At 58.3% G+C, this 24,132-nt stretch carries 26 protein-coding genes; 7 read left to right on the top strand and 19 right to left on the bottom strand.

Annotated features, from left to right (window positions below; genetic code table 11):
- Window positions 1–22: 22 nt before the first annotated feature.
- The 3 genes from Q0903_RS02885 to soxR form a co-directional block, all read right to left on the bottom strand.
- On the bottom strand, window positions 23–439 hold the full coding sequence (locus Q0903_RS02885) for a DUF1493 family protein (protein ID WP_299412689.1): 417 nt from the start codon (window positions 437–439) through the stop codon (window positions 23–25).
- Between the two features lie 2 nt (window positions 440–441).
- A complete protein-coding gene (locus Q0903_RS02890; protein WP_299412692.1) occupies window positions 442–2,094 on the bottom strand; it encodes an electron transfer flavoprotein-ubiquinone oxidoreductase in 1,653 nt (550 codons plus the stop codon).
- Window positions 2,095–2,222: 128 nt separating this feature from the next.
- Window positions 2,223–2,687, bottom strand: a complete 465-nt coding sequence (gene soxR, locus Q0903_RS02895; protein WP_299412694.1) for a redox-sensitive transcriptional activator SoxR — start codon at window positions 2,685–2,687, stop codon at window positions 2,223–2,225.
- Between the two features lie 87 nt (window positions 2,688–2,774).
- Between soxR and Q0903_RS02900 the strand changes: the two genes are divergently transcribed.
- The 3 genes from Q0903_RS02900 to Q0903_RS02910 all read left to right on the top strand — a co-directional run bounded on the left by Q0903_RS02900 (window position 2,775) and on the right by Q0903_RS02910 (window position 4,881).
- Complete coding sequence (locus Q0903_RS02900; protein ID WP_299024954.1) at window positions 2,775–3,155, top strand: VOC family protein; 381 nt, start codon at window positions 2,775–2,777, stop codon at window positions 3,153–3,155.
- A 143-nt stretch (window positions 3,156–3,298) separates the two neighbouring features.
- Window positions 3,299–3,769, top strand: a complete 471-nt coding sequence (greA, locus tag Q0903_RS02905) for a transcription elongation factor GreA (RefSeq protein WP_299024956.1) — start codon at window positions 3,299–3,301, stop codon at window positions 3,767–3,769.
- Window positions 3,770–3,810: 41 nt separating this feature from the next.
- On the top strand, window positions 3,811–4,881 hold the full coding sequence (locus Q0903_RS02910) for a hypothetical protein (protein ID WP_299412697.1): 1,071 nt from the start codon (window positions 3,811–3,813) through the stop codon (window positions 4,879–4,881).
- A 20-nt stretch (window positions 4,882–4,901) separates the two neighbouring features.
- Here Q0903_RS02910 and Q0903_RS02915 read toward each other — a convergent pair whose 3' ends face one another.
- Genes Q0903_RS02915 through fdhD form a run of 7 tightly spaced genes read right to left on the bottom strand, consistent with a single transcriptional unit; the run spans window position 4,902 to window position 10,576 of the window.
- The gene (locus Q0903_RS02915) at window positions 4,902–5,390 is read right to left on the bottom strand and encodes an aggregation factor core (RefSeq protein WP_299412699.1); all 489 of its coding nucleotides are present in this window, start codon (window positions 5,388–5,390) and stop codon (window positions 4,902–4,904) included.
- Window positions 5,391–5,397: 7 nt separating this feature from the next.
- On the bottom strand, window positions 5,398–7,509 hold the full coding sequence (gene glp / locus Q0903_RS02920) for a gephyrin-like molybdotransferase Glp (RefSeq protein ID WP_299412702.1): 2,112 nt from the start codon (window positions 7,507–7,509) through the stop codon (window positions 5,398–5,400).
- The gene (mobB, locus tag Q0903_RS02925; RefSeq protein ID WP_299412704.1) at window positions 7,506–7,997 is read right to left on the bottom strand and encodes a molybdopterin-guanine dinucleotide biosynthesis protein B; all 492 of its coding nucleotides are present in this window, start codon (window positions 7,995–7,997) and stop codon (window positions 7,506–7,508) included. The genes glp and mobB overlap by 4 nt, the downstream gene beginning before the upstream one ends.
- Complete coding sequence (mobA, locus tag Q0903_RS02930; RefSeq protein WP_299412706.1) at window positions 7,994–8,596, bottom strand: molybdenum cofactor guanylyltransferase MobA; 603 nt, start codon at window positions 8,594–8,596, stop codon at window positions 7,994–7,996. The genes mobB and mobA overlap by 4 nt, the downstream gene beginning before the upstream one ends.
- A complete protein-coding gene (locus tag Q0903_RS02935) occupies window positions 8,593–9,150 on the bottom strand; it encodes a hypothetical protein (protein WP_299412708.1) in 558 nt (185 codons plus the stop codon). The genes mobA and Q0903_RS02935 overlap by 4 nt, the downstream gene beginning before the upstream one ends.
- Window positions 9,147–9,698 carry a hypothetical protein gene (locus Q0903_RS02940; protein WP_299024969.1) on the bottom strand — a complete coding sequence of 184 codons (552 nt, stop codon included), beginning with the start codon at window positions 9,696–9,698 and terminating at the stop codon, window positions 9,147–9,149. The genes Q0903_RS02935 and Q0903_RS02940 overlap by 4 nt, the downstream gene beginning before the upstream one ends.
- Window positions 9,695–10,576, bottom strand: a complete 882-nt coding sequence (fdhD, locus tag Q0903_RS02945) for a formate dehydrogenase accessory sulfurtransferase FdhD (protein ID WP_299412711.1) — start codon at window positions 10,574–10,576, stop codon at window positions 9,695–9,697. The genes Q0903_RS02940 and fdhD overlap by 4 nt, the downstream gene beginning before the upstream one ends.
- Window positions 10,577–10,630: 54 nt before the next feature.
- Between fdhD and Q0903_RS02950 the strand changes: the two genes are divergently transcribed.
- Window positions 10,631–11,347 carry an AzlC family ABC transporter permease gene (locus tag Q0903_RS02950; protein WP_299412714.1) on the top strand — a complete coding sequence of 239 codons (717 nt, stop codon included), beginning with the start codon at window positions 10,631–10,633 and terminating at the stop codon, window positions 11,345–11,347.
- Window positions 11,344–11,673 (top strand): AzlD domain-containing protein, encoded by a 330-nt coding sequence (locus tag Q0903_RS02955; protein ID WP_299024975.1) that lies wholly within the window; start codon window positions 11,344–11,346, stop codon window positions 11,671–11,673. Before Q0903_RS02950 ends, Q0903_RS02955 begins: the two co-directional genes overlap by 4 nt.
- Here Q0903_RS02955 and Q0903_RS02960 read toward each other — a convergent pair.
- The 5 genes from Q0903_RS02960 to Q0903_RS02980 form a co-directional block, all read right to left on the bottom strand.
- A complete protein-coding gene (locus Q0903_RS02960; RefSeq protein WP_299024977.1) occupies window positions 11,662–12,258 on the bottom strand; it encodes a hypothetical protein in 597 nt (198 codons plus the stop codon). The genes Q0903_RS02955 and Q0903_RS02960 overlap by 12 nt on opposite strands.
- A gap of 25 nt (window positions 12,259–12,283) precedes the next feature.
- Entirely contained in the window at window positions 12,284–12,418 is a 135-nt protein-coding gene (locus Q0903_RS02965; RefSeq protein WP_299024979.1) for an aa3-type cytochrome c oxidase subunit IV, read from the bottom strand.
- A 110-nt stretch (window positions 12,419–12,528) separates the two neighbouring features.
- Window positions 12,529–12,993 (bottom strand): DUF6173 family protein, encoded by a 465-nt coding sequence (locus Q0903_RS02970; RefSeq protein WP_299024981.1) that lies wholly within the window; start codon window positions 12,991–12,993, stop codon window positions 12,529–12,531.
- Between the two features lie 3 nt (window positions 12,994–12,996).
- On the bottom strand, window positions 12,997–14,049 hold the full coding sequence (locus tag Q0903_RS02975) for an MBL fold metallo-hydrolase (RefSeq protein ID WP_299024983.1): 1,053 nt from the start codon (window positions 14,047–14,049) through the stop codon (window positions 12,997–12,999).
- Window positions 14,049–15,764 carry an acyl-CoA dehydrogenase gene (locus Q0903_RS02980; protein WP_299024985.1) on the bottom strand — a complete coding sequence of 572 codons (1,716 nt, stop codon included), beginning with the start codon at window positions 15,762–15,764 and terminating at the stop codon, window positions 14,049–14,051. The genes Q0903_RS02975 and Q0903_RS02980 overlap by 1 nt, the downstream gene beginning before the upstream one ends.
- Before the next feature lie 138 nt (window positions 15,765–15,902).
- Here Q0903_RS02980 and Q0903_RS02985 point away from each other — a divergent pair, with 138 nt between their 5' ends.
- Window positions 15,903–16,847 (top strand): L-threonylcarbamoyladenylate synthase, encoded by a 945-nt coding sequence (locus Q0903_RS02985; protein WP_299412718.1) that lies wholly within the window; start codon window positions 15,903–15,905, stop codon window positions 16,845–16,847.
- Here Q0903_RS02985 and Q0903_RS02990 read toward each other — a convergent pair.
- On the bottom strand, window positions 16,844–17,398 hold the full coding sequence (locus tag Q0903_RS02990) for a YqgE/AlgH family protein (protein ID WP_299024989.1): 555 nt from the start codon (window positions 17,396–17,398) through the stop codon (window positions 16,844–16,846). The genes Q0903_RS02985 and Q0903_RS02990 overlap by 4 nt on opposite strands.
- A 130-nt stretch (window positions 17,399–17,528) precedes the next feature.
- On the opposite strand from Q0903_RS02990, the gene Q0903_RS02995 reads away from it, so the two are divergent.
- Window positions 17,529–18,338, top strand: coding sequence for a protein-disulfide reductase DsbD domain-containing protein (locus tag Q0903_RS02995; protein ID WP_299412721.1), 810 nt, complete (start codon window positions 17,529–17,531; stop codon window positions 18,336–18,338).
- 18 nt (window positions 18,339–18,356) lie between these two features.
- Here Q0903_RS02995 and Q0903_RS03000 read toward each other — a convergent pair whose 3' ends face one another.
- The 3 genes from Q0903_RS03000 to moaB all read right to left on the bottom strand — a co-directional run bounded on the left by Q0903_RS03000 (window position 18,357) and on the right by moaB (window position 24,130).
- A complete protein-coding gene (locus Q0903_RS03000; RefSeq protein WP_299412724.1) occupies window positions 18,357–22,013 on the bottom strand; it encodes an efflux RND transporter permease subunit in 3,657 nt (1,218 codons plus the stop codon).
- A 3-nt stretch (window positions 22,014–22,016) separates the two neighbouring features.
- Window positions 22,017–23,468 (bottom strand): HlyD family efflux transporter periplasmic adaptor subunit, encoded by a 1,452-nt coding sequence (locus Q0903_RS03005; protein WP_299412727.1) that lies wholly within the window; start codon window positions 23,466–23,468, stop codon window positions 22,017–22,019.
- A gap of 119 nt (window positions 23,469–23,587) precedes the next feature.
- Window positions 23,588–24,130: a molybdenum cofactor biosynthesis protein B gene (gene moaB / locus Q0903_RS03010; protein WP_299024997.1), complete on the bottom strand. Its 543-nt coding sequence runs from the start codon at window positions 24,128–24,130 to the stop codon at window positions 23,588–23,590.
- Between the last annotated feature and the right edge of the window lie 2 nt (window positions 24,131–24,132).

The raw sequence follows: 24,132 nt of genomic DNA on the forward strand, positions 1-24,132 counted from the left end.
ACAGGGCTGTGAAGCATTCGGATCAAAAAATAACCCATGCCATCAAAAGAACCATGAGGCTGCAAACAATCACAAGCGGCGTGATCCAGTAAAAGCGGTTCAGGCGCAGGCTATGTTCAGGATAGGCGTAGGCCAACCGCCCCGCCTGCGCGGCATCAACAAGATGATCGAGGCTGATCGGCATGTAGTCCGCCACGCGGCCATCTGACAGCACGGGCAAAACACGGCGGCCTTGCGGTGGCTCATCCGCGTTATAGTGGAAATACCATAAAAATGCACTCATATCGACGTTGAACCGCAAGGCATAGGCCTCGAGAAATTCATTCACATCATCGCCCGAAAGATACAGCTTACCAAACAAATCTTCATCTGGCTCAACGATAAAATGCTGCCCGATTTCCTCGGACAGCATTTGTATGATTTCATCGCGGTGTGACACGATTACATGTTGGGATAGTTCGGCCCATCTCCGCCCTGAGGTGTCGTCCAGACGATGTTCTGGCTAGGGTCCTTGATGTCACATGTTTTGCAGTGCACGCAGTTCTGGAAGTTGATGACAAAGCGCGTGTCCTTGCCAGCTTCTTCAACGAATTCGTAAACACCGGCAGGGCAATACCGCGCTGAGGGGCCTGCGTATTTCGCAAGGTTCACACCGACCGGCACTGTGTCGTCTTTCAAAGTCAGGTGCGCAGGCTGGCTTTCCTCATGGTTCGTAAAGGAGAACGCCACATTGGTAAGCCTGTCAAAGCTGAGTTTGCCGTCGGGCTTTGGATAGGCGACCTCTTGATGCCTCGACGCTTCCTCTGTCGCGTCGGCATCGGATTTTCCGTGGTGCATTGTGCCGAGGATAGAGAAGTTGAACAGCGTATTGCACCACATGTCAAAGCCGCCAATCGCCAGAGACGCGGAGAGCCCGAATTTGGACCACAGCGGCTTGACGTTGCGCACCTTCCACAAGTCTTTGCCGATCTCGCCTTCGCGCACATCTTTTTCGTAATCAGGCAGCTCGTCTCCGGAACGGCCTGCCGTGATTGCTGCGTAGGCTGCTTCTGCTGCGGCTTTGCCGGACAGCATCGCGTTGTGGTTGCCCTTGATCCGCGGCACGTTGACCATGCCGACGGAACAGCCCAGCAGCGCCACACCGGGGGCTACCATTTTGGGCATGGACTGGTATCCACCCTCGGTGATCGCGCGCGCGCCATAGGCCACGCGCTTTCCGCCTTTGAGCAACTCGGCAACCATCGGGTGATGCTTGAACTGCTGGAATTCCATGTACGGAAAGACATGCGGGTTTTTGTAGCCAAGGTGCACCACAAAGCCTACATAGACCTGATTGTTCTCAAGGTGGTAGATGAACGATCCTCCGCCCGCCTTTTTGCCCAGCGGCCAGCCCATCGTATGCGTGACCGAACCCTCTTTGTGCTTGGCGGGGTCAATCTCCCAGATTTCTTTCATGCCGAGGCCGTATTTCTGTGGCTCTTTGCCTTTTGCCAGATCGTATTTCGCGATCACCTGCTTGGACAAGCTGCCGCGCACGCCTTCGGAGAGGAACACGTATTTGCCGTGCAGCTCCATTCCGGGCTCATAGCTGGGGCCAGGTTTGCCATCGGCACCAAGGCCCATCTCGCCGGCAACCACACCTTTGACCTCGCCGTTGTCACCATAGACGATCTCGGAACACGCCATACCAGGGAAGATTTCAACGCCCATTTCCTCGGCTTGTTCGGCCATCCAACGGCATACGTTGCCCATGGAGACGATATAGTTGCCGTGATTGTTCATCAGCGGTGGCATGGGGAAGTTGGGGATGCGCACTTCGCCTGCTTCACCCAGAGCATAAAAGTTGTCTTCGATCACAGGCACGTTCAGCGGCGCACCTTTTTCCTTCCAATCGGGCATAAGGGCGTCCAGACCGCAAGGATCGAGCACTGCACCAGACAGGATATGCGCGCCCACTTCGGAGCCTTTTTCCAAGACGACGACGCTACAGTCAGCATCAAGCTGCTTCAGACGGATCGCCGCCGACAGGCCCGCAGGACCCGCTCCGACAATCACAACGTCATATTCCATCGCTTCGCGTTCAATCTCAGACATATCAGGCGCTCCCAATCCCTAAAAACGGTTTTATCCGAGGTAGCGGCTGGCACCCGTCATTGCAATCACGACGAAGCGTTAAAATGGTCGCAGGCGGGGCTTTTTGCGTAAACTTTGCCCAGTGAGCGCTAACGAGAAGTCTGCGATGGTGTGTCCCCCATCAAATAACGTGGCCCCTGCCCCCGCGCTGCTGCGGCATCGTGAGGGTTGTATAGCGCACAGGCCTCAAGGCTGAGACAACCGCAGCCGATGCATCCATCCAGATTGTCCCGCAGCTTGGTCAGGGTAGCGATGCGGGCATCTAGGCTCTCACGGAACCCCGCACTTATCGCGGCCCAGTCAGCCTTGGTCGGTGTACGCCCGTTTGGCAGCTGGTCGAGCTGCGCGCGGATCTGCGGCAAGGTAAAGCCGAATTGCTGAGCGATCATCACAAAGCTGAGGCGTCTAAGGTCCGCGCGTGCAAACCGCCGCTGCCCGCCCGCATTGCGCCACGGCTTAATCAGCCCCTGCGCCTCGTAATATCTGATAGCAGAAACAGCGAGGCCGGTTCGCTGCGCCAATGCGCCGATTGAGAGCCCGTCAGACACACCCATAAATTCTCCAATTTGTTCCTTGACCTAAAGTTAGGTTTAGCAATTACGGTAAGAGGGGTCACGTCATTTAAAAAGGAAAACCCCACCATGAAAGCGCTATTGGAACACGCAAATTACACAGTCTCGGATACCGCCGCCACAGCGGCATGGATGGAGGAAATATTTGGTTGGCACATCAGATGGCAGGGCGCGTCCCTCACTGACGGCCACTCGATCCATGTGGGCACAAAGGAGCAATATCTGGCGCTCTATAAACCGAAAGAGGCGCTTGCGCCAAAACCCGATACATATTCCTGCACTGGCGGATTGAACCATATCGCAGTGGTTGTCGACAATCTGGACGCTGTTGAGGCCAAAGTACGCGCGCATGGCTTCAAGATGGGCACGCACCATGACTACGAGCCAGGACGCAGGTTCTATTTCTATGATGCCGACGGGATCGAGTACGAGGTAGTTCAATACGACTAACACCGCGTGCTTCGGCGAAACCGCGCCCGCCCGCGCGCCTTATCCGCTTGCATTTGGCGGTCAAGTTGGGTCAGTTAAGTTAAACGCAAACGCGCGCCCCGAACCTCCTTCGGGGCGCGCCTTAGTATGACGGACAGACGCGCATGGAAAAAATCCCGATGACCCGTAGCGGTCACACCGCCCTTGAGACTGAATTGAAGCATCTCAAGACAGTGGAACGTCCTGCCATCATCAAAGCCATTGCCGAAGCCCGCGAGCATGGCGATCTATCCGAGAACGCAGAGTATCACTCGGCCAAGGAAAAACAGTCCTTTATCGAAGGGCGCGTGAAAGAGTTGGAAGGTGTTATTTCGCTGGCCGAGGTCATTGATCCGGCAAAGCTGTCGGGCACGATCAAATTCGGGGCGCGTGTCACGTTAGTGGATGAGGACACCGACGAGGAAAAGACCTACCAGATTGTTGGCGAATACGAGGCCAATATCGAGCAGGGCTTGCTGAACATCAAATCGCCGATTGCGCGTGCGTTGATTGGCAAGGACGAGGGCGATAGTGTCGAAGTCCGCACACCGGGGGGCCAGAAATCCTATGAAGTTCTCAAAATCGTTTACGCCTGAGCGCAACAGCAGCATCGCGACCCCAGAGCGGAGCAGATATCATGTCTGACGCCACCCCACCTGAAACAGTGCGCGCCCCCTCCGCTGGTGCCCGCGCCACTGGTGCAGCAAAACCTGCGAGCGCGCGACCTACACCGCTGGGCATTTATGACAAAGCGCGCCCTGACGGGATCACCAGCATCGAGATTGTGGCAATTGCACTGTCCGCTGTTTGGCTGCTGGGATGTTTGATCTTTTTTGTCTTCATGGATCAGGCTCCCGCTGTCGAGGGTCAGGGTGGCTTGCGCTTCCTGATGACTATGCTGGCCGTATTTATGCCTGTCGCGATGATCTGGGTTGCTGCCACGGCAGCCCGCGCCAGCCGCGTCATGCGCGAGGAAAGCCAGCGTTTGCAGGCTGCTATTGATGCAATCCGCCACGCCTATATTGCGCAGCAGCAAGGCGGGCGACTTACGTCCGAGCCATCCGTCAGCCGCAAGCTGGATGAAATTGCAGCTGCAACGCGCAAAACCGAAACAGCGCTCGCAACATTTTCGACCCGCCGCGAAGAGGCGCCTCGCTCAGCCCAACCTGTTGAGCCCCCCCCCGCAGAGGATCAGCCGACACTGGCGCTCGGCACCCAGAGTGTCGACACCGCCCCCCCAGTAGAGGGCGATGACCTGATCCGCGCACTTAATTTCCCCGAGACCGCCGAAGACGAAGCGGGCTTTGCCGCGCTGCGCCGCGCCATGAAAGATCGCAACGCTGCACAGCTCATTCAGGCGGCACAGGATATTCTTACCCTGCTGAGCCAAGACGGCATTTACATGGATGATCTGCGCCCAGACCGCGCGCGGCCGGAAATCTGGCGCATGTTCGGTCAAGGGGCGCGGGGCCGCCCCGTCGCAGCCTTGGGTGGCATCCGCGACCGATCCTCATTGGCTCTGACGGCGGGGCGTATGAAGCAAGACCCCATCTTCCGCGATGCGGCCCACCACTTCCTGCGCCGCTTTGACAAGCTGTTCGCGGATTTCGAAAAGGTCGCCACCGACAGCGAGATTTCAGCCATGGCCGACACACGTACTGCGCGTGCGTTTATGCTGTTGGGCCGTGTCGCAGGTACGTTCGACTAAAACGCACCTGCGAAGGAGCCTTAGGGACAGGCAACAGCGCGGTTTTTGGCATCAAAGACTGCCGTAAATACTTGACCATTCACGGTTTCAAACGTTGCAACGGCGCCTGCCATCTCACCGCCCGTCACACGTATTTGCCCCAGATCGGACGCAGCAAGCCTGTCATCAACATCAATCGAGAACGCAGCACGCCCTCCCGCTTTTGCGCTGCGCAGCCCGACTTTGATAACTTCGGCGCCATCGGCCACATTACCTGCCACTGTACCGCCCTCGTCACGCAACGGCTGGAATACTTCGACACCTGTGCCACCACTTGCCGTGTCAAAAATCAACCGGCCCGCAGAGCCGCGCAAGTCAATGCTCACCGCGCGCAGAGGCTCGCCGCCAACCGAAATTTCAAAGCGGTCGCGCGGTGCGCTCTCAATGAACTGCAACGAAGCGCCCGTGCATTCCGCCGCCTGCGCGCCTGTTGCTGTTATCAGCAGTACCAATCCGGCCTTCCACATCATATCTCTCCTAAATTCCAAAACTTGCCCACGGGATAAAACGTACCATATCCCCAACTTTAATTTCCTGCGCCTCTTCAGTTAGCTCGACCAGTCCTTCTGCCCAGCTTAACCCGCTAATGCGTCCCGACCCTTCTGACGAAAAGACCTCAACCTGACCACTGCGCATGCGTGCACGCAAATATTCACGGCGTCCTGCCTTTTTTCGCTTGGCAAAGGCGGCGGGGACGTCAAAGCCCTGCGGCTGCGCCCATGCCGCGCCACCAAGCACATCCAGCGCAGGCCGCGCAAATACCAAGGTACAGACCATCGCGGCCACAGGATTACCCGGCAGACCGAAAACAGGCACACCGCCCCACAAACCCAACGCAAGCGGACGGCCCGGTTTGATGGCAATCCGCCACAGCGTCATGCTGCCTGTCTCTTCCAACAGGGCCGAGACGTGATCTTCGTCGCCAGCAGACGCCCCGCCACTGGTCAGGATGGCATCTACCTGTGTCGCGGCATGGTCCATCATTGCCCGCAGCGCGTCACGATCATCGGGCGCGCGGCCCAGATCAACCGTCTGAAACCCCATTTGCGCCAAAAGAGCCAACAGCATCGGGCGGTTCGCGTCGTAGATCTGGCCTGCACGGGCTGGCTCACCAGCCTCAACCAACTCGTCCCCCGTGGACAGAACACCCACCCGCAACGGCATACGCACACAAACACGCGACACACCCGTTGCAGAAAGAAGTGCCAGATCTGCAGCCGTGATCACCCGACCCGCAGGCAAAATCTCGTCGCCTTCCTGCACGTCCTCTCCCGCTTGGCGGCAGTTGGCCCCCAGTTTCAGCGGACCGTGGAAGGCGATGGATTCACCATTCACTGTGACGTCTTCTTGCAAGATCACAGTATCCACACCTTCGGGCAGCGCAGCCCCCGTCAGCACACGGATGGCATGGCCCTGCGGCACGTTCACAGGCGCATCCCCCGCTGCTGCGCGCCCTTGCACCAAAGGCAACCGATGCACGCCCTCGTCGCGCGCTCCGGCAAAGCCATACCCATCCACTGCCGTATTTGGCAGCGGTGGATTGGCGCGCTGTGCATAGATATCTTTGGCAGCGATCCGCCCGATTGCATCGCCTAATGGCACGGTCTGGACAGGTGTCACACACTCTAACCTGTCGCGCAGCAGTGCCAAGGCATCCTCAACGGGTGTCCAGACAACGCCTTGGGGCAATGCAAAACAATCGTTGCGCAGGGGCGGGGGCGCGCCCGCCAGTGCGTTGAGCTTATCAGACAAGCCAGCGCCCAAGATCCACGCCTCTTGCGCCGCTGCATCCGGGACATCGCGCATATGCGCTGCCAGCTCCTCTGCGGGCATGCGCGCGATCGCGTCAGCCAACAACCGGACCTGAACACTATCGCGGATCGCCTTCGTTTCATGGGATTTAAGCGTAGCTTTGACCGCATCTTCGATCACACCAGGCCATATTTCAGCGAGGACAACCCCAGTGTTTTCTGTGCGCTCGAAGGGCCATACCCCCACGCCCCCGATCCGCCGCAAGCGGTTGAGCGTCGGCAGCCCCATCATCATCTGGCCGCCAACTGTCGGTGGAAATGCCAGCTGAAAACAAGATGAGGACGCCTTGGCGATGCTATCACATTCGCGTTTTTCGGCCACTTCATCATAGATGATCCCCTCCTTGCGGTAGGGGATGTCGGGCCATCTGTCCTTGTGTGGTTTGCCCCAGAATGGTCCCACGCCTACGAACAGGCGGTTTAGTTCTTCGGCCACGTCATATCGGTTGTTCGAGCCGTCGGGCGCATCGGTTATCCGAGCCTCAAACCAGTCCCATAGCGCAAATGGATCATCCGAGCCCGTGACACGCCGCCCGAACCCCGCAGGATAGCCAAACGGGAAATCAAATGCGCAGAGCAAGCGGCGACCCGCGGCTTGCTCATGCGTGATAATTTCGGCGATTAGTGCTTCGGCTTCCTGGCGCGAGCGGCAATAGCGTGGCGGTTGGCTGACCCCGCTGCGGGTCACACCCAGCCATATGGCATCTTTGCGCGGCGTGGGGCCTGCGCGTTTTCCAGCGGACCAATCGGCCACAAGGACAGTGTCAAACCCTTTCACAAACCGACCTCGGCCAGAATGAAATCACCAATAGCGGCAGTATCATCCAGATCGAAAACCGGCCGGTCGAGTTCAAGCGCAATATCACTGGCCACGGCGCGAATTGTCGGATCGTCCACCGCAATCAGCGGATTACCTGTGACAGCACGGTGCGCCTCAACCTTGGGGTGCGCATCACGCTTGTATCCTTCGATCAGTACGAGATCTACGGGCGCAAGCTGCGCCAGCAGCGCCTCCAACGGCGGCTCGGGCGCATTGCGCAGTTCATGCATCAAGGCGATGCGATTGCGCGAGGCCAACAAGACCTGCGTGGCCCCCGCCACACGGTGGCGATAGCTGTCTTTGCCTGCGTGATCCACATCAAAGCTGTGATGGGCATGTTTGACCGTCGAGACAGAATAGCCGCGTTGGGTGATATCCGTTACCAACCGCTCCATCAGGCCCGTCTTGCCCGCATTCTTCCAGCCGACAACGCCATAGACTTTCATAACATCGCCTCGGCTCGGGCCAGATCATCAGGTGTGTTCACGTTGAAAAACGCCTCCTCCTCTGGGAACACTGCCTCGCGGCCACCATGCTCTGCGGTCCACAGAACAACCTTGCGCAGACCACCGTTTAATGCAGCCCGCAAATCATCGCGCAAGGCGACAGGCCAGAGACCAAAGGTAGGATGGCGCGCTGTGCCGCGCTTGGGATCAGGGGTGGCAGCAAGGACAAGCGGATGGATCATCCCTTCGGAGGCCAGCTGCAGTTGCGGGACCAGATCACAGGGAAAGAACGGCGTATCCGCCGCTGCCGTGACGATTGTATCCGCCCCCTGTTCCGCAGCCCAATCAAGGCCAGCCAGCACACCGGCCAGCGGTCCTGCAAAGCCATCTATGCTATCAGAAACTACGGGCAGTCCGACGTCCGCGAACCGCCCAGCATCCCCGTTTGCGTTCAATGCGACATCCGCCACTTGCGGTGCCAGGCGCGCATGTACACGCGCCAGCAAGGTCTGGCCGCCCAATACGCGCAGCCCTTTGTCGCCACCGCCCATGCGCGTGGCCTGCCCCCCTGCAAGGATAACACCCAAAGGTTGCTTCATTGTGCGGCCTCCAGCCATTTGGTCACATCGTTGTGAAACTGCTCGGGCGTCACACCCTCCGGCAGCGCGCTATCTGGCACCGCGGTTACACCGCCGCCAAGCTGCAATACCGTTGCATCCGGCAAGCGCACAATTCTATCGACAGAGCGCCAGTCCATTGTCGTCTCGCTCAGCCTGGATGAGACCGTGACCTGTTCGGGGCGCAAAACCATGTGAACAGGTCCCTGCCGCGCTGCCGCGTCCTGCGCAGTTTTAACAATCGTCCGCATCTGACCTTTATAAATCCTGTCCACCACCAGAAACCCCGCACAAAACCCGAGCACCGTGAAAAGCACCACCGTAAGGTCGAAAAGGTCGAAAAGGTCGGAACTGATCACGATGATCTCTAGGTTGAAAAGCAGAAAGGTAGCAATAAACAAAGCCACCCAAAGGAGCAGGCCGAAAACAGGGTTTTTGCGTTTCGGCTTTTCTTGTGTGTCTGGCGCACCGAACGAGCGCATGGCAGCTTCCAGCATGGCTGGCGGCAGCTGGAAGCGTACCTCGTATTGCGTCATCTTGTGGCCCCCTGCCAGCCTTGCATGACCCGCAGCGCCTCGTCGGCATCCTGTGGCCCCAGAAATGCGTGGCGCGGCACGGGGATCGCGATGCCCGATATCCCGATTGTCAGGGTCTTTTTGCCAGCCCTCACAACCTCAACATCATGCCAGCCCGAGTGCCAGCGGCTGTGATCGGTCGTAAGCGTTACGCCGTCCTGCGAGATCAGCAGATTATAGGCCCGCCCGAACCGCGAGGCAGCAGTGGCCCGCGCAGTGATCATATGCCCCTGCCGCAGAAGCCAGATCGCCAAAATGGCAAAAACGATCACTGTCACGGGAATTGTAGCAATAGGAAGTTCCGAGAACTCGATGCCACTTACACCACTGGCAATAGCCCAAAAGAACAGGCAGGCCCCGATTGGTGCAAAGCATCCGACGAAAAGGGACTGTAGCATCATCAACAAACGGCCCCGTCCCTTGATCACATGCCGACCCGCAGTGATCATGGCGTCATAATTCTCAGCCGCGGTTGGGGCGACCGACAAATCCCATCGCGGCACGCTCAAGATGCAGCCTTTCGACCGCTGCGCTTTGGCTCGTCCGCGATTGCGGCGGGATCGGCATCGCGCAGCAGCCGTGCTTCGCCCGACAGACACATAAAGCGCCGCCCCTTCATACGCCCGATCAGCGTCAGCCCCACCTGTTGTGCAATCTCCACGCCCCAAGCCGTGAAGCCCGAGCGCGAGGCAAGCACAGGAATACCCATCATCGCCGTTTTGATCACCATCTCGGAAGTTAGACGGCCCGTTGTATAGAGGATTTTGTCCTCCGCGCTGATCCCTTCGGCCATCATCCAGCCCGCGATCTTATCAACGGCGTTGTGACGGCCCACATCCTCCATATAGACCAGCGGGCGGTCCGCGTGGCACAGAACCGTGCCGTGTATTGCCCCCGCCTCCAAATACAGGCTGGGTGTGCGGTTGATCTTGGCCGACAGCGCATAAAGCCATGAGGTGCGCACTTGGGTCTGCGGCAGCACAACGCCCTCCAGCCCCTCCATCATATCGCCAAAGACGGTGCCCACAGCACATCCGCTGGTGCGGGTCTTGCGGCGCATCTTATCCTCGTAGTCGGTCTTGCGTGCGGTACGGACCACAACTGTTTCAAGTTCTTCGTCGTAGTCGACGCGCGTGATTTCATCATTGCTGCGTAACATGCCCTGATTACGCAAAAAACCCAGCGCAAGATAATCAGGGTAATCGCCGATCGTCATGGCGGTCACGATTTCCTGCCCGTTGAGGTAGATGGTCAAAGGCCGTTCCTCGACCACGTTGATTTGTTGGCTCTCGCCCAAATGATCAGTGCCTGTCACGGCCCGCGTCAAGCGCCGCGCGGCGGGGTCAGGCGCAATCAGGTAGTCGGACAAATCTTCAAGTTCAGCCAATTGCGCCTCCTTCGGCAAAACGCTACGCAGGTTACAGCAACCTAGGGCTATCGCATGAGCAGTTCCACCCGCAAATCCCCCTACAGCCAAGGTGTGATAGACTCGGCCCCGTTCATTTTGATCATTATCCCCTTCGCCAGCCTTTTTGGCGTATTGGCAACCGAGGCGGGCCTGAATGTGGTCGAGACGATGGCCTTTTCTATTGTTGTCATTGCGGGGGCCGCGCAGTTCACTGCACTGCAATTACTGCAAGAAAACGTGCCGACGGCCATCGTGCTGATCTCGGCGCTAGCGGTGAACCTGCGCATGGCGATGTATTCTGCATCGCTGACGCCCTACATCGGGGCAGCGCCCCTGTGGCAGCGCGCGCTGTGTGCCTATATGACGGTGGATCAATCCTATGTCGTGGCCGTGTCAAAGTTCGAAAGAGAACCGGACATGACCGTACCCGAACGTGTGGCCTATTTTCTAGGGGCGGTCACACCAATTGTACCGTTGTGGTATGCCTTTACCCTCATCGGTGCGCTGCTTGGCACACGCATCCCCGATAGCTGGGCTTTGGATTTTGCCATTCCCATCGCCTTTCTGGCGATGATCGCGCCAATGTTCCGCACGGCTGCCCATATCGTTGCCGCATTGGTGGCAGTGGTGGTCGCGTTGCTGGCGGCTGGCGTCCCTTATTCACTGGGCCTGATCATCGCAGGGATAGCTGGCATGATGGCAGGTGCACAAACCGAGTTGTGGGCAGAGCGTAGGGGGGCAGCGAAATGAACATCGAGACGGGCACACTCTGGACTGTAATCATCCTGCTGGGGTTAGGCAGCTTTGGCCTGCGCTTTGTCTTCACCGGACTGGTCGGTGATCGCGCCATGCCCGACTGGCTGATACGGCATCTGCGTTACACAGCGGTGGCAATACTGCCTGCTTTGGTGGCGCCACAGGTTGTCTGGCCTGTCGCTACGGATGGTGTGTTCGATATTCCCCGCGCGGCGGCGGCCTCCGTCGCGTTTGCGGTGGGGCTTTACACGCGAAATGTCATTATGGCGATGTTAAGCGGCGCAATCACACTCTACGGATTGCTCTATCTACTCGGCTGAGGCGACGATCCCGTCCGTGACGTTGCCCTCGTCATCCTCATAGTAGCGGGTGGTTTTGACACCGGGCAGCTTGGCTGCCTGCTCCATCAACTTAACGGGATAGAAACCCTGCTTGATCGATTGAAATCCGGGTATCTGGCGCAGAATACCCGAAGTGGCGCTGGCACAGAAGGCGCCTGAAACAGGGCCGCTCGCCTCAACAAGCTGCATCGCCCGCGCGGCCTGCGCAGGTGTCACGGTAAATTCTTGGCTAACGACATGGAAATTCGTGCGTGCATGGGCAGATTTGTAAATCTGGATCCATTTCGGTGACATGCCATACAGAACATCACCGCGCTCGGGGATCCGCTCATGCTCGAACGAGCCTGCGGGATCAAACATGACCGATTGTTTGCCCTGAACCAGCAATGCGGTATGCCCGCCCGCGCCAGTACGGTTGTTGATCATGGTAATCAACGTCAGCTTTGGCTGGCCAGTATGCGCAAACGCAGCTGCGTCTATCGCCTGTGAAGATGATTCTTTTACCGCTTCCGCACATCCAGCAAGCAGCACGGCAGACAGGCTTAGCGCCAGAAAAGTTTTCATATTCACAGTCTCAGTCTCAGTCAGTTCAGCGCGCGAAAATCGCCATAAAGACAAGGATACCGATAATCACGATAACGGCACGTGTCACAAAGGTGACAAAACCGTCAAAGGTTTTCTGCTGGCTGTCGGAGTTCATTGTACCATGTTCATGTTCGGCCATTGGAAAGTCCCTTTCGTCTTCTTTGGCTGGTCGTTTGCGCAGGGGTTACGGCATTTCGTCTGCCCTGTCACGCCAGATTTGGCGAATGTGTCTAAGATGCCGCGTATGCTTCAGGCCTCGCCTTGCTCCAAATCAGCAAGCAGCTTGAAGCCGATGCGGTTGGGTGTCTCGGACTCTACGGCTTTGGGCACCGCGCGGAAGACAACGCTCAGCTGGCTCACATGTTGTACAAGCTGCATCTTGCCCCCCGCAGGATCGGCGCCGTAGAAAGTCACAACATCGGGGTCAAAATAGCCCATGCCTTCGATCTTGAGCACACCTGCGTCCGTTCCCGCAAAACCCATGGCGATTTCATGGTTCTCGTCCAGTCCTTCCTCAAATTTCTTGAGGTACAAAACAGTGCGTTCATAAGCCCATTGTGCAGGTGACTTCTGTGCTACGGGTTTTCCCGACACACCTTTTGGCACGGGCTGGTCCTTGGCATTTTTGGCCGCCGGATCATTGTGAACCTCATGCACACGCGGCAATGCGTTGGCCTCGGCCGCTTCGGCTGCGGTTTCTATCTTTTCACCCATGGATCACCCCTTACGCTGGTATAGCCATGCGCCATCTTCGCGCTGGGTGCGAATGGCCTGACCTTCTTGGTGAAGGTGACTTAAATGCGCAAAGGCTTCAACCAGTGCGAGGCCATATTCCCCCTCACCTATCGCTCTTTTGAACAAGGGGGGGAAAACCTCGCCTGCGGTTTTGGGCGTGTCGATATAGGCAAGCAGTCGTTTTAGCGCGCCATGATGATTGTCGATCAGCTGTCGCATTCGCGTGGGCAACCCCGTGAATGGCAGCTTGTGGCCCCCTAATACAAGGTGATCCGCACGCCCCAGTTGGGCCAACCGCTCACAGGCCTCAAGCCACTCACCGATGGGATCGGCCATAGGCTCGGTCGCGTATACGCCCACATTGGGACTGATGGAGGGAAGGATTTGGTCGCCGGCAATCACCAGATTGTCATCCAGGCTCCAGAACGTCGCATGTTCGGGGGCGTGGCCGTTGCCCATATGGATCTGCCAACGCCGCCCCCCCATGGTGATCGTGTCATCCTGCTTGATGCGGGTATAGCCCAATGGCAGCGGAGCTACGATATCGGCAAAGTTGAACGGACGGTCCGTGCTACGTTTGGTGTAAATCTCGGCGGCCATCCCAGCTGATCGGTAGAAAGCAAGGCTTTCGGTGTTCGGCACATCCTGCACGTCCAGCGTCAGCATCCGCGCAGTCAACCATGCGGTACGGGTTGTTACCAAATCGGCCCCATGCTCGCTCTGGAACCAGCCCGCAAGCCCGATATGGTCGGGATGATGGTGCGTGACTACAACACGCGATACAGGCTTGCCTCCCAGTGGGCCTTCCATAATTTCTTGCCAGATGGCCTTGGTTTTCTTAGACGCGAACCCTGTGTCGATAATGGTCCAACTGTCGCCCTCATCCAAAGCATACACATTCACATGGTCCAGCTTCATCGGCAGGGGCAGACGCATCCAAAGCACACCTTCGGCCACCTCTATGGCCTCGGCGCCGCTTGGCGGTGTCTCCCATGGATAGCGCAGACCTTGCGGTGTTTTGACGTGTTGCGACATCAGATTGCCAACTCTTCCGCCGTAAGGGCGTATAGATCTTCCGCCCCCGCTTGCGCATGAGCCAACAAGGCCGCGTATTCGGGCAACATGCGCTGGATGTAAAACCTTGCCAGTTTTTCACGCGCACCGCCCTGGTCTGCCAGCGCAGCCTTGAGGTGCAAATGTGCCCCCAAAACACGTGCAAAGGCGTGCAAATACGGCACAGCCCCAGCAAACCGCTCTTGCAGGTCCGTCTGTGAAACAAGCCATTCTGTCGCCTCGCGCATGCTTTCGCATGACTGCCAGACATCTTCGGCAAGGCGCGGAAAGACTTGCCGCGCCTGTTCCACGTCATCCTCGATCTCGTCGAGCAAGGCCATTGCCGCTTCGCCCCCGTCCATCATTTTGCGTGCGACAAGATCCATAGCCTGAATACCGTTGGTGCCTTCGTAAATCGCCGTCACCCGAACATCGCGGCAGAATTGCGCAGCACCTGTTTCCTCGACAAACCCCATACCGCCATGCACCTGAAGGCCCATATCGGCAACAGCAATGCCCGTATCCGTCCCGAAGGCTTTGGTGATCGGCGTCAACAACGCGGCACGGGCCTTCCATGCAGTATCACCCGTAGCCTGCGCCATATCAATCGCCACAGCATTGCAAACAGCAATCGCACGGGCAGCAAATACATCGGCCTTCATCATCGTGAGCATCCGCCGCACATCTGCATGGCCGAGAATCGAATCCTTTTCAGCCGGAGCCGAGGTTTTGCCCTGCTTGCGGTCCGTGGCATAGGCCAGCGCGTGCTGATACGAAGCATCCGCCACCCCGATCCCCTGCCCGCCGACCCCAAGCCGCGCATTGTTCATCATTGTGAACATCGCAGCCATGCCGCCGTTCAGCTCGCCCACCAGCCAACCGGTGGCATTGTCATACTGCATTACGCAGGTAGGTGAGCCATGCAGCCCCATCTTATGCTCTAGGCTGACCACACTGACGCCATTACGCGCACCGGGATTGCCCTGCGCATCAGGCAGCAGTTTCGGCACCATAAACAGGCTGATTCCGCGCACACCCGCGGGGGCATCGGGCAAGCGCGCCAGCACCAGATGGCAGACATTGCCGCCCAGATCGTGATCCCCCCATGAAATATAAATCTTTTGCCCCGTGACAGCATAGGTCCCGTCGCCCTGATCGACAGCTTTGGTACTCAGCGCGCCAACGTCGGAACCTGCCTGCGGCTCTGTCAGGTTCATCGTGCCTGTCCATTCACCGCTGATGAGCTTTGGCAGGTATATCTCTTTGAGCGTGTCACTTGCGTGATGTTCCAGCGCCTCAATCTGGCCTTGCGTCAACATCGGCGCAAGCTGCAGCGACAGGCACGCGCCGCTCATCATTTCGCCCACGGCGGCGGTCAGTGCCATCGGCAGCCCCATTCCGCCGTATTCGGGATCAGCCGACATGCCGACCCAGCCCCCCTCACCAATCGCTTTCAGACCTTCACGAAAACCTGGCGATGTGCGCACTACACCGTTTTCCAGATAGGCAGGGTTGCGATCACCCGAGCGTTGGAGTGGAGCGAGAACCTCTTCGCACATTTTGCCCGCTTCGGTAAGAATTGCGCGCGTCACATCTGCCGTTGCATCACTGAATTTCTCTGTTTGGCGTAGCGCCTCAAGCCCGACCACATGGTCGAACAGAAAATTGTAGTCTTCAACAGGCGCGCGATACGTCATAGTAGTGATCCTCAAACAATGTGCGGCCCCAAGGACCAAACAGACTAAACCTGCCACCCCACGCCATACACTACCAGCATGAAGAGGCACACATGCTAGCGCAACCAAAACGCGGCGTCATAGCAACAGGATCAAGCCATGCCCCAGCAGACGCTCCACCTGCATGCAACAGACACCGGATTGGACCGTGCAGCACAGCTGTTGAAGGACGGCGCTCTGGTCGCGCTTCCTACGGAGACTGTCTATGGCCTTGGAGCTGATGCGCGCAATGGTACGGCAGTCGCTGCGATTTATACCGCTAAAGGACGCCCTTCTTTTAACCCTTTGATTGTGCATCTGGCAGCACCAGACGACGCAAAGAAGTATGTCGTCTGGAACGCACCCGCACAGGCCTTGGCGCGCGCCTTCTGGCCTGGCCCGTTGACCCTTGTATTACCCCTTTTGCCAGACCACGGGTTGTCCTCGCTGGTCACTGCAGGCCTACCTACGGTGGCTCTACGGGTGCCTGCCCATCCAACTTCCCATCGCCTGCTAACTGCATTCGGCGGACCTGTTGCTGCGCCATCGGCCAATCCGTCGGGACAGATCAGCCCGACAACGGCGGGTCACGTATTAGAGGGTTTGTCAGGGCGCATAGCGGCTGTACTTGACGATGGACCGTGCACTGTCGGCGTAGAAAGTACGATTATCGGATTTGACGGGTCGACGCCCGTACTGTTGCGCGAAGGTGGTATCACCTGTGAGCAGATCACCGATCTGCTGGGCCAAGCACCCGCTGCGCCGCAAGGCAGCAATATCACCGCCCCCGGTCAGTTGGCCTCGCACTATGCACCGCGCGGCAATGTGCGACTGAACGCGCAGACCCCGCATAAGGGAGAGCATATGCTGGGCTTTGGCGCTGTCGATGGTGTGCTAAACCTGTCACCTGACGGCGATCTGGCCGAAGCCGCAGCAAATCTGTTCGAATATTTCCACCGTCTTGACGCATTGGGTGGCGCTATAGCTGTCGCACCGATCCCACAAATGGGATTGGGCCGCGCAATCAATGACCGATTGGCCCGCGCCGCAGCGCCACGCGGTTAGGCGCGTCCTGCAGTCGCGGACAATGTGACCGGATCAATCCCGATGCTGCGCAGCGCAGCATCCCAAAGTGCGTCATGCGATGTTGCAAATACCAGATCAGGCGTCGCAGGCGCAGTGAGCCAACCGTTCTGGGCGATCTCACCTTCTAGCTGCCCTGCCGACCACCCTGCATATCCCAGCGCAAAAAAGAACGGCAGCGGCCCTTTGCCGTTTCCGATGTCTTTCAGAATATCTTGCGTTGCTGTCAAAACATACTGCCCGTCAATGGCCAACGCATCAGGTGCCAGCCGCCGTTTGTCGCCATGCAACACAAACCCCCGCTCGGTCTCGACAGGGCCGCCGATATGTACGGGCGTTCGCCCCGCATCCTTGGCACCTGCAATATCCAAACGCGAAAACACTTCCCGCAGGGTCATATCGCCCGCGCGTTTGTTAAGCATCAGCCCCATCGCACCTTCATCAGAATGGGCGCACATAAAGATTACCGAGCGCGCAAACCGCGGATCGCCCATGCCAGGCATGGCGATCAATAGCTGCCCTGAAATATCCATGTCTGCCCCTCTGCCGCGCTTGTCCTGCGCAGTTTGCCCAGCGCAACCAGCGGCTGCAAGCACGATCAGCGAAACATGGCTGACCGAGTTGTGACTTGGCAAATGGTGCGCGCACAGCCACATATGACGGATGAAAAGATCATCCCTTTGCGCAGCAGCGCTTTTTGCCATTACCTCCACCGCGGCCTTTGCGGCGGATCCCGTGGGCGCTCCTGCCACCGCCACCCTGATTGAAGGGTGGCAGCAGGCGGATGGAACAATCGTAAGTGCGGTCCAGATCACGTTGGAGGACGGGTGGAAAACCTACTGGCGCGCGCCGGGCGACGCAGGGATACCCCCCGCGTTCAACTGGAATGGTTCACGCAATCTGGTAGGAGTAGCAGTCAGCTGGCCAACACCAAAAGTATTTGGGCAGAACGGTATGCGGTCGGTCGGCTACGCAAATCGGGTGACATTGCCACTGTCTATTGCGGCAAAGCGGTCCGGCAAACCCGTGCATATAAAGCTCGCGCTTGAAATCGGGGTCTGCAAAGATATTTGCGTGCCGCAGACATTAAAGGTCACGGGCACGATAGCACCATCAGGCAATACACCCGTACCAGCGATCGCAGCAGCACTTGCCGAGCGGCCTTATACCGCGAGTGAAGCAGGCGCAGGCGGCGTGGTGTGTGCGATCAGCCCATCGGAAGACGGCTTGAACATCACGGCACACATAACCGTGCCACACGCGGGCGGAACGGAATTTGTAGTGATAGAAGCTGGTCGTGCGGATGTCTGGGTTTCAGAGGCCACAGCGACCCGCAGCGGCAGCACACTAACCGCAAAAGCCGAAATGATCCCAAACCGCAAAGGCGCGCTGGCGCTAGATCGTTCCGCCATGCGCTTTACCGTGCTGGGCGCTTCCCATGCAGTGGACATCAAAGGCTGCACGCCGAGCTAAGGCAGCGGCGACGTGTCTTTAGCCGCGCTGGGTCCTGCGGCCCCGCATCAGCATCGCGAACGCCCCCAAGATATACCCCAGTAGCGCAATCACCGCTGCCCCCGCGACAAACAGCAAAAACCCTGCCAGCATCGCCGACATATCTGCGACAGCCGGCAAAGCATCCGATATCTGCGCCAGCAAGCCCCCCGTGACGGCAGCATACCCCAAAGTCGCAGCCCCCCAACCCAGAACAAGCGCCCAAAGCAGTGCCAGCCCAACTTGCAACCCACGCGCAGGTGCGCGCAGGCCACGGCGCATTGCGATGATCTGGCGCGAAATATCATGCTGGGCTGCCACAAGTGCAGGCACCACCAGCAACACAAGGAACATCCCGAACGCCAAACCATAGACCAGCGTAATGACCGTTGGTTTGAGAAACTGCGCCTGCTGGCTCCGCTCAAACAGCAAGGGTGCCATGCCCAGCACCGTTGTCAGCGTGGTTAGCATCACAGGGCGCAAACGGTCAGCCGCGCCGTCGATGATGGATGGGATCAACCCGCGATCTTGCGCGTATTCGTCAATGGTTGTGACCAGCACAATGGAATCGTTGATGATAATGCCGGTCATGCCCAGCAATCCCACGACCGTGAACATGCTCAGCGGCACATCCCATGCGTTGTGACCATAGATCGTCCCAACCAGCCCGAACGGAATGATCGCCATCACAACCAAGGGCCGCGTCCAGCTGCCAAACACCCATGCCAGCACCAGAAAAATCCCTGTAAGGCAGAGAATAAGCCCCGTCATCGCATCGTTCAGAAACTGGTCTTCCTGCTCGCTCAGCCCAGCAACGCGGTATTCTACCTGATATTCCGACGCGATACGCGGCAGGATATCTTCGACCAACGCTGTGTTGATTTCGGTTGCGCGGTTTGCATCATCCTCCGAGATATCCCCCGTCACCGATATCAGCCTGATCCCGTTTTCGCGCCGCACGGTGCTAAAACCTGTGCGCTGCTGAACGCTCACAATATCGCCCAGCGCCACATAGTTGCCCGCAGGCGTGCGCAGCTGGGTCCGGTCAAGGAAGTCAGCCGTCAATTCACCCTCTGGCAGCTCCACCCGTATCGCGGCCGAACGGGGACCATCGGGATAGGTCGCCGCCTCGATCCCGCCCAAACGGTTGCGCAACACGCGGCCCAACTGGTCAATGGTAAATCCCAGCGACAAACCTTGTGGTGTCAGATCAAGGATCAATTCCTCCTTGTCATAGGCCAGATTGTCCTCGACGGCACTGACTTCGGGGTATTGCAAAAGCGCGGTTTTCAAAGCCTCCGAGGCGTCTTTTAGCGTTTGTGTTTGTGCGCCATAAAACTGAACATCCAGCGCATCGCCACCGGGTCCAGACCGCCAACCGCGAAAGCTGACAGCTTCGGCAAGCGGGTGGTTCACAACCTCGTCTTGCAACTCAGCTACAAACGCAAAGCTGGAATAGGGCCGCAGATCGGCGTCGATCAGCTCAATCGCGATGCCGCCCAGCAGATCGGCATCTTTGTTGTCAGCCCCCGCCATACCACGCCCGCCGTTGCCACCGATCTGCGCCATGACGTAATCAAGCGGGTTAACACCGTGCTCGGTCTCAAGTCGCGCGGCGACTGCATCGGTAGCGCGCTGCATCTCGCGCATCATCTCCAGCGTGTCAGCGCGGGTAGCCCCTTCGGCCATAATGAAGTTACCGGTGACCGATCCACGCTCGGGCGCATTGAAGAAACGCCATTGGACATCACCCTTGATAAATAAGGAAACCTGACTGGCCAGCACCACCATAACGCCTGCCAGCACGACATAACGTGCCTTTATCACCCCCGCCATGAAGGGTCGAAAAAGGCGTTCGCGCACCCAGACAAACCCTGTGTTGACCACATAGGAAGGTGTATCAATACCGTGTTGTCCGATGGTCTGGACAGCCCCCCGTACGCCACCCCTCTGCGAAACCACAACCCCTAGCAAAAGTGCCGCAATCACAAAGGGCACAACGCCGGCGTAGGCCAGATACCCCTCATAGGAAAAAGTGGTATCCGCCCCCGTGATCTGCAGCATGAGGTAGCTGCCGCCAAAAATGACAGCGCAAAGAAACACGCTCAGGACAAGCGCACTCACGATTCCGCCTACAACCAGCTTGGCAACCGAGAATTTCGAGCGTTTCTCGACACCTGCAAGCGCGTGGTTCATATGATGGGGCAGGATCAGGAAGCACTCGATCAGCGAGGCAATCAGCACAGCGATCACTGTAAATGGAATATCGCGGATCAAATCGCCAAACCGCCCGCCCACGGCTACAAGGCCAAAGAACGCGATAACCGTCGTCAGCGTGGCTGCAAAAACAGGCATCGCCATACGCTGTGCAGCACCCTCGGCCGCTTCTGCCGCACTCATCCCGCCAAGGCGATAGCGATGGTCCGCATGTTCGCCCACCACAATAGCATCATCAACGACAATGCCCAATGTGATGATCAGCCCGAACAGCGAGATCATGTTGATCGTCAAACCACCCAGATACATGAAAGCAATAGCCGCCCCCATCGCCACCGGAATACCCGCCGCCACCCAGAAGGCCGTGCGTGCGTTCAAAAACAAAAAGAGCAGCGAGACAACAAGCCCGAGGCCCATAAGCCCATTATCGATAAGCAGGTCCAATCGACCGGAAATAGCAGCAGAGCGGGTGCGTATCAGCTCAACCGAGACCGACGCAGGCAGGCTTGCTTGCAACTGCTCTGCCACCTTTTCAACCTGCTCTTGGATGGCGATAGCGTCACCACGGTCCGAGCGGTCAACCCGCACGGACATCGCGGGGTCATTGCCGACAAAATAGCTGCGCTCGCGGTCAATACCTTGCGCACGCACAACCGCCACATCGCCAATCAGCAATTTGGACCCATCAGGATTAGAGCGCAGTGTAATCGCTGCAATTTCCTGCGGCGTGCGTTTCGCTGTGCCTGTACGCACGCGTGCGTTTGCCCCCGTTACATCGCCCGCGGGATCGGCATCCACTTCCTCGGCAATGGCCGCTGCGATCTCGGCCATGCTGACATCATAGGCGATAAGTTTCGACGAGGGCACCTCAACCAGTGTTTGCGGCGATGCGACACCTTGGATTGTTGTGCGCGTCACCCCTGCCGCAAAGAGGCGCGTCACAAATTCATCTGCAAAACGACCCAACTGCTCAGGCGCAACCGGCCCTGTGATCACGACATCGGTCACACGATCACGCCATGCGCCACGGCGCACATTCGGGTCCTCTGCCTCCGACGGAAGACTGGTGATTGCATCTATTGCGGTTTGCACATCTGCGGTGGCACGCGCCATGTCCCAACCTGGCTCAAACTCAAGCCAGATCGAACTACTCCCCTCTCTTGCCGTACTGGTCGAGCTTTCGACGCCTTCCAACGACAGCAGCGCGGTTTCCAGCACCTGACTGATCGCCTCGTCCACATCTTCTGCACCCGCGCCTTGCCAGACGGTATTGACCGTCACACTGTCGACAATCACGTCGGGAAAGAACTGGGCGCGCATGTTCGGGGCGGCACTGATCCCTGCGACCAACATCAGTACCAAAAGCAGGTTCGCGACGGTCTTGTGCCGCGTAAAATAGGACAGGATACCACCTGCAGTTTTGGAGATTGGCCGCGCCATGGTCTAGCCCCCCATCCGGCTCTCGATCCGCTCAACCATACGGGCGGGGACCTGAGGCTCGGCCAATTTGGCTAGAACACGTGCTTTGGCATCCTTTGGCATCCGCTTGTTTCCCTCAACAAAGGCCACCAGTTTTGCGCGGCGCTCTTCGGTCAATTCCAGCATCGCAGGTGTTTCGGGGGGTTTAGTGTCTTTGCGCAGTGGCTTGACCGATATACCAACCCCCAGCAAAGGCGATCTTGCCTCGACTACTTCGCGACCCACGATATCCCCGCGCACCAGAACGTCATCACCCTGACGGCGCAGGACCTGCACAGTAGCTGCCTCAAGACGGTCTTCAGCACCCAGAACCAGCACGTTGCCCGATGCATCGACCGCCGATGCAGGCAAAAGGACTACATTCTCGATCGGCGGCTCTTGCACTTCTACGGTCACAAAATCCCCTGGCTTAAACCCCGCCGAGGTTTCAAGTGCAGCAAATACAAGCCGCCCAGTCAGCCCTTCACCAGCCGCCGCAGCGGTACGGGTGATGCGGCCACGCGCCACCAGATCAACGCCTGTTACATCAAGCAGAACGCGCACCTCGGCTTTGATAATCGCGCCCTGAGCATCCAGCAAACGCGCATATTGCGCGGTGGACAGGCGAAACGACACTTCCAGATCTTCTGGATCAATTAGATCTGCCAAACGCTCGTTTGCAGTGGCAAGGCGACCTTCGACAACATTCGTACCGCTTAACGTGCCGGTAAACGGGGCGCGCAGAACGGTTTCATCCAAACGCCGCTGTGCCTCTGCCAATGCAATCTCGACACGTGCAGTACGCGTCGCCGCTTGGTCCACGCGGGCCTCGGCCTGAGCGAGCGCCTGACGACGCGCCAGCACAGCTTGACGCGCAGCAGAGGCCGCAAGCTCGGCAGTCTCGGATGCAGCGGTAGTGCCGACACCGCGCGCTGCCAGATCGACCTGACGCTGGGCGGCGCGCACCCGCAATGCAGCCTGCTCTTCCGCCGCCGACAGTTCATCTCGGGCAAGATCAAGGCCACGCGCGGCATCGCGCTGCTCTGCTTTTGCATCGGCCAGATCGCTTTCACTGCTGGACGCGGCAGACTGTGCGTCCGCGGGATCAAGACGCACCAGAACATCGCCCTTGCGTACCGTGCCGCCGTTTTCAAATCCCTCAGCAAGAGCTATGACGCGCCCTGTTTCGGGCGCACGCAGCTCTAGTGTCCGGCGGCTCGCGACTTCACCAAAGCTGGTTAATACGGGAGAATGGGTGTCCGCCTGGGCAGTTAGAACATTTACCGCAAAAACACGTTCCCGCGCGGGCGGACCAGCGGGGCTGTCGGCCATGCGGGTTTGCACAGCCCCGCCAACCATTTGCACTGCCCAGACCAACAGGCCCAGCGTCACCGACGCCAGAAACAGACCAATCATGCTTTGTCGTAAGAAACGCATTGCGTCTTTGCCTTTGTGTTACACTTGAAAATAGCGCGGCATGCGGCGCTTCCAAGCCTAGTATATACGCAGCTACCCGATCTTTCCGTCACATTTACGGCAAAAATTGTGACGGGTGGCTATTTCCGCCGCTGATGCTCGTCCAGCCTTGGCAGGATTTCGACGAAATTGCAGGGTTTATGGCGATAATCCAGCTGCTTGAGCAATATCTCATCCCATGCATCCTTGCATGCACCCGGGCTGCCTGGCAGGGCGAACAGGTAAGTGCCATTTGCCACCCCCCCCGTTGCCCGTGATTGCACGGCGCTTGTGCCGATCTTTTGCATCGAAACGATCGTAAAGATGGTCCCGAAGGCATCAATCTCTTTTTCATATACATCGCGGTGCGCCTCCACGGTGACATCACGCCCCGTCAGGCCCGTCCCACCCGTCGAGATTACCACATCAATAGCGGAGTCTGCACACCACGCGCGTAATTGATCGGCAATCTCGACGCGTTCATCGCGGATAATTGCGCGCGCAGCCAGAACGTGACCTGCCGCTTGCAACCGCGCCACGAGCACATCGCCCGAGCGGTCCTCGCCTGCGCTGCGGGTATCGGACACGGTCAGCACTGCGATGCGCACAGGGATAAACGTTTCGGTTTCGTCAATTCTGCTCATCA

This window comes from uncultured Sulfitobacter sp. (assembly GCF_947502895.1).
GTDB lineage: Bacteria > Pseudomonadota > Alphaproteobacteria > Rhodobacterales > Rhodobacteraceae > Sulfitobacter.

Coding starts and splice junctions, on each gene's coding strand:
- moaB (WP_299024997.1), bottom strand. CDS start 24,130: ATGAGCAGAATTGACGAAACCGAAACGTTTATCCCTGTGCGCATCGCA.
- Q0903_RS02900 (WP_299024954.1), top strand. CDS start 2,775: ATGAAAGCGCTATTGGAACACGCAAATTACACAGTCTCGGATACCGCC.
- Q0903_RS02965 (WP_299024979.1), bottom strand. CDS start 12,418: ATGGCCGAACATGAACATGGTACAATGAACTCCGACAGCCAGCAGAAA.
- Q0903_RS02985 (WP_299412718.1), top strand. CDS start 15,903: ATGCCCCAGCAGACGCTCCACCTGCATGCAACAGACACCGGATTGGAC.
- Q0903_RS03000 (WP_299412724.1), bottom strand. CDS start 22,013: ATGGCGCGGCCAATCTCCAAAACTGCAGGTGGTATCCTGTCCTATTTT.
- Q0903_RS03005 (WP_299412727.1), bottom strand. CDS start 23,468: ATGCGTTTCTTACGACAAAGCATGATTGGTCTGTTTCTGGCGTCGGTG.
- Q0903_RS02990 (WP_299024989.1), bottom strand. CDS start 17,398: ATGGATATTTCAGGGCAGCTATTGATCGCCATGCCTGGCATGGGCGAT.
- soxR (WP_299412694.1), bottom strand. CDS start 2,687: ATGGGTGTGTCTGACGGGCTCTCAATCGGCGCATTGGCGCAGCGAACC.
- Q0903_RS02975 (WP_299024983.1), bottom strand. CDS start 14,049: ATGTCGCAACACGTCAAAACACCGCAAGGTCTGCGCTATCCATGGGAG.
- Q0903_RS02955 (WP_299024975.1), top strand. CDS start 11,344: ATGAACATCGAGACGGGCACACTCTGGACTGTAATCATCCTGCTGGGG.
- greA (WP_299024956.1), top strand. CDS start 3,299: ATGGAAAAAATCCCGATGACCCGTAGCGGTCACACCGCCCTTGAGACT.
- mobA (WP_299412706.1), bottom strand. CDS start 8,596: ATGAAGCAACCTTTGGGTGTTATCCTTGCAGGGGGGCAGGCCACGCGC.
- Q0903_RS02935 (WP_299412708.1), bottom strand. CDS start 9,150: ATGACGCAATACGAGGTACGCTTCCAGCTGCCGCCAGCCATGCTGGAA.
- Q0903_RS02995 (WP_299412721.1), top strand. CDS start 17,529: ATGAAAAGATCATCCCTTTGCGCAGCAGCGCTTTTTGCCATTACCTCC.
- Q0903_RS02970 (WP_299024981.1), bottom strand. CDS start 12,993: ATGGGTGAAAAGATAGAAACCGCAGCCGAAGCGGCCGAGGCCAACGCA.
- Q0903_RS02980 (WP_299024985.1), bottom strand. CDS start 15,764: ATGACGTATCGCGCGCCTGTTGAAGACTACAATTTTCTGTTCGACCAT.
- Q0903_RS02960 (WP_299024977.1), bottom strand. CDS start 12,258: ATGAAAACTTTTCTGGCGCTAAGCCTGTCTGCCGTGCTGCTTGCTGGA.
- Q0903_RS02915 (WP_299412699.1), bottom strand. CDS start 5,390: ATGATGTGGAAGGCCGGATTGGTACTGCTGATAACAGCAACAGGCGCG.
- Q0903_RS02910 (WP_299412697.1), top strand. CDS start 3,811: ATGTCTGACGCCACCCCACCTGAAACAGTGCGCGCCCCCTCCGCTGGT.
- mobB (WP_299412704.1), bottom strand. CDS start 7,997: ATGAAAGTCTATGGCGTTGTCGGCTGGAAGAATGCGGGCAAGACGGGC.
- Q0903_RS02890 (WP_299412692.1), bottom strand. CDS start 2,094: ATGTCTGAGATTGAACGCGAAGCGATGGAATATGACGTTGTGATTGTC.
- Q0903_RS02950 (WP_299412714.1), top strand. CDS start 10,631: ATGAGCAGTTCCACCCGCAAATCCCCCTACAGCCAAGGTGTGATAGAC.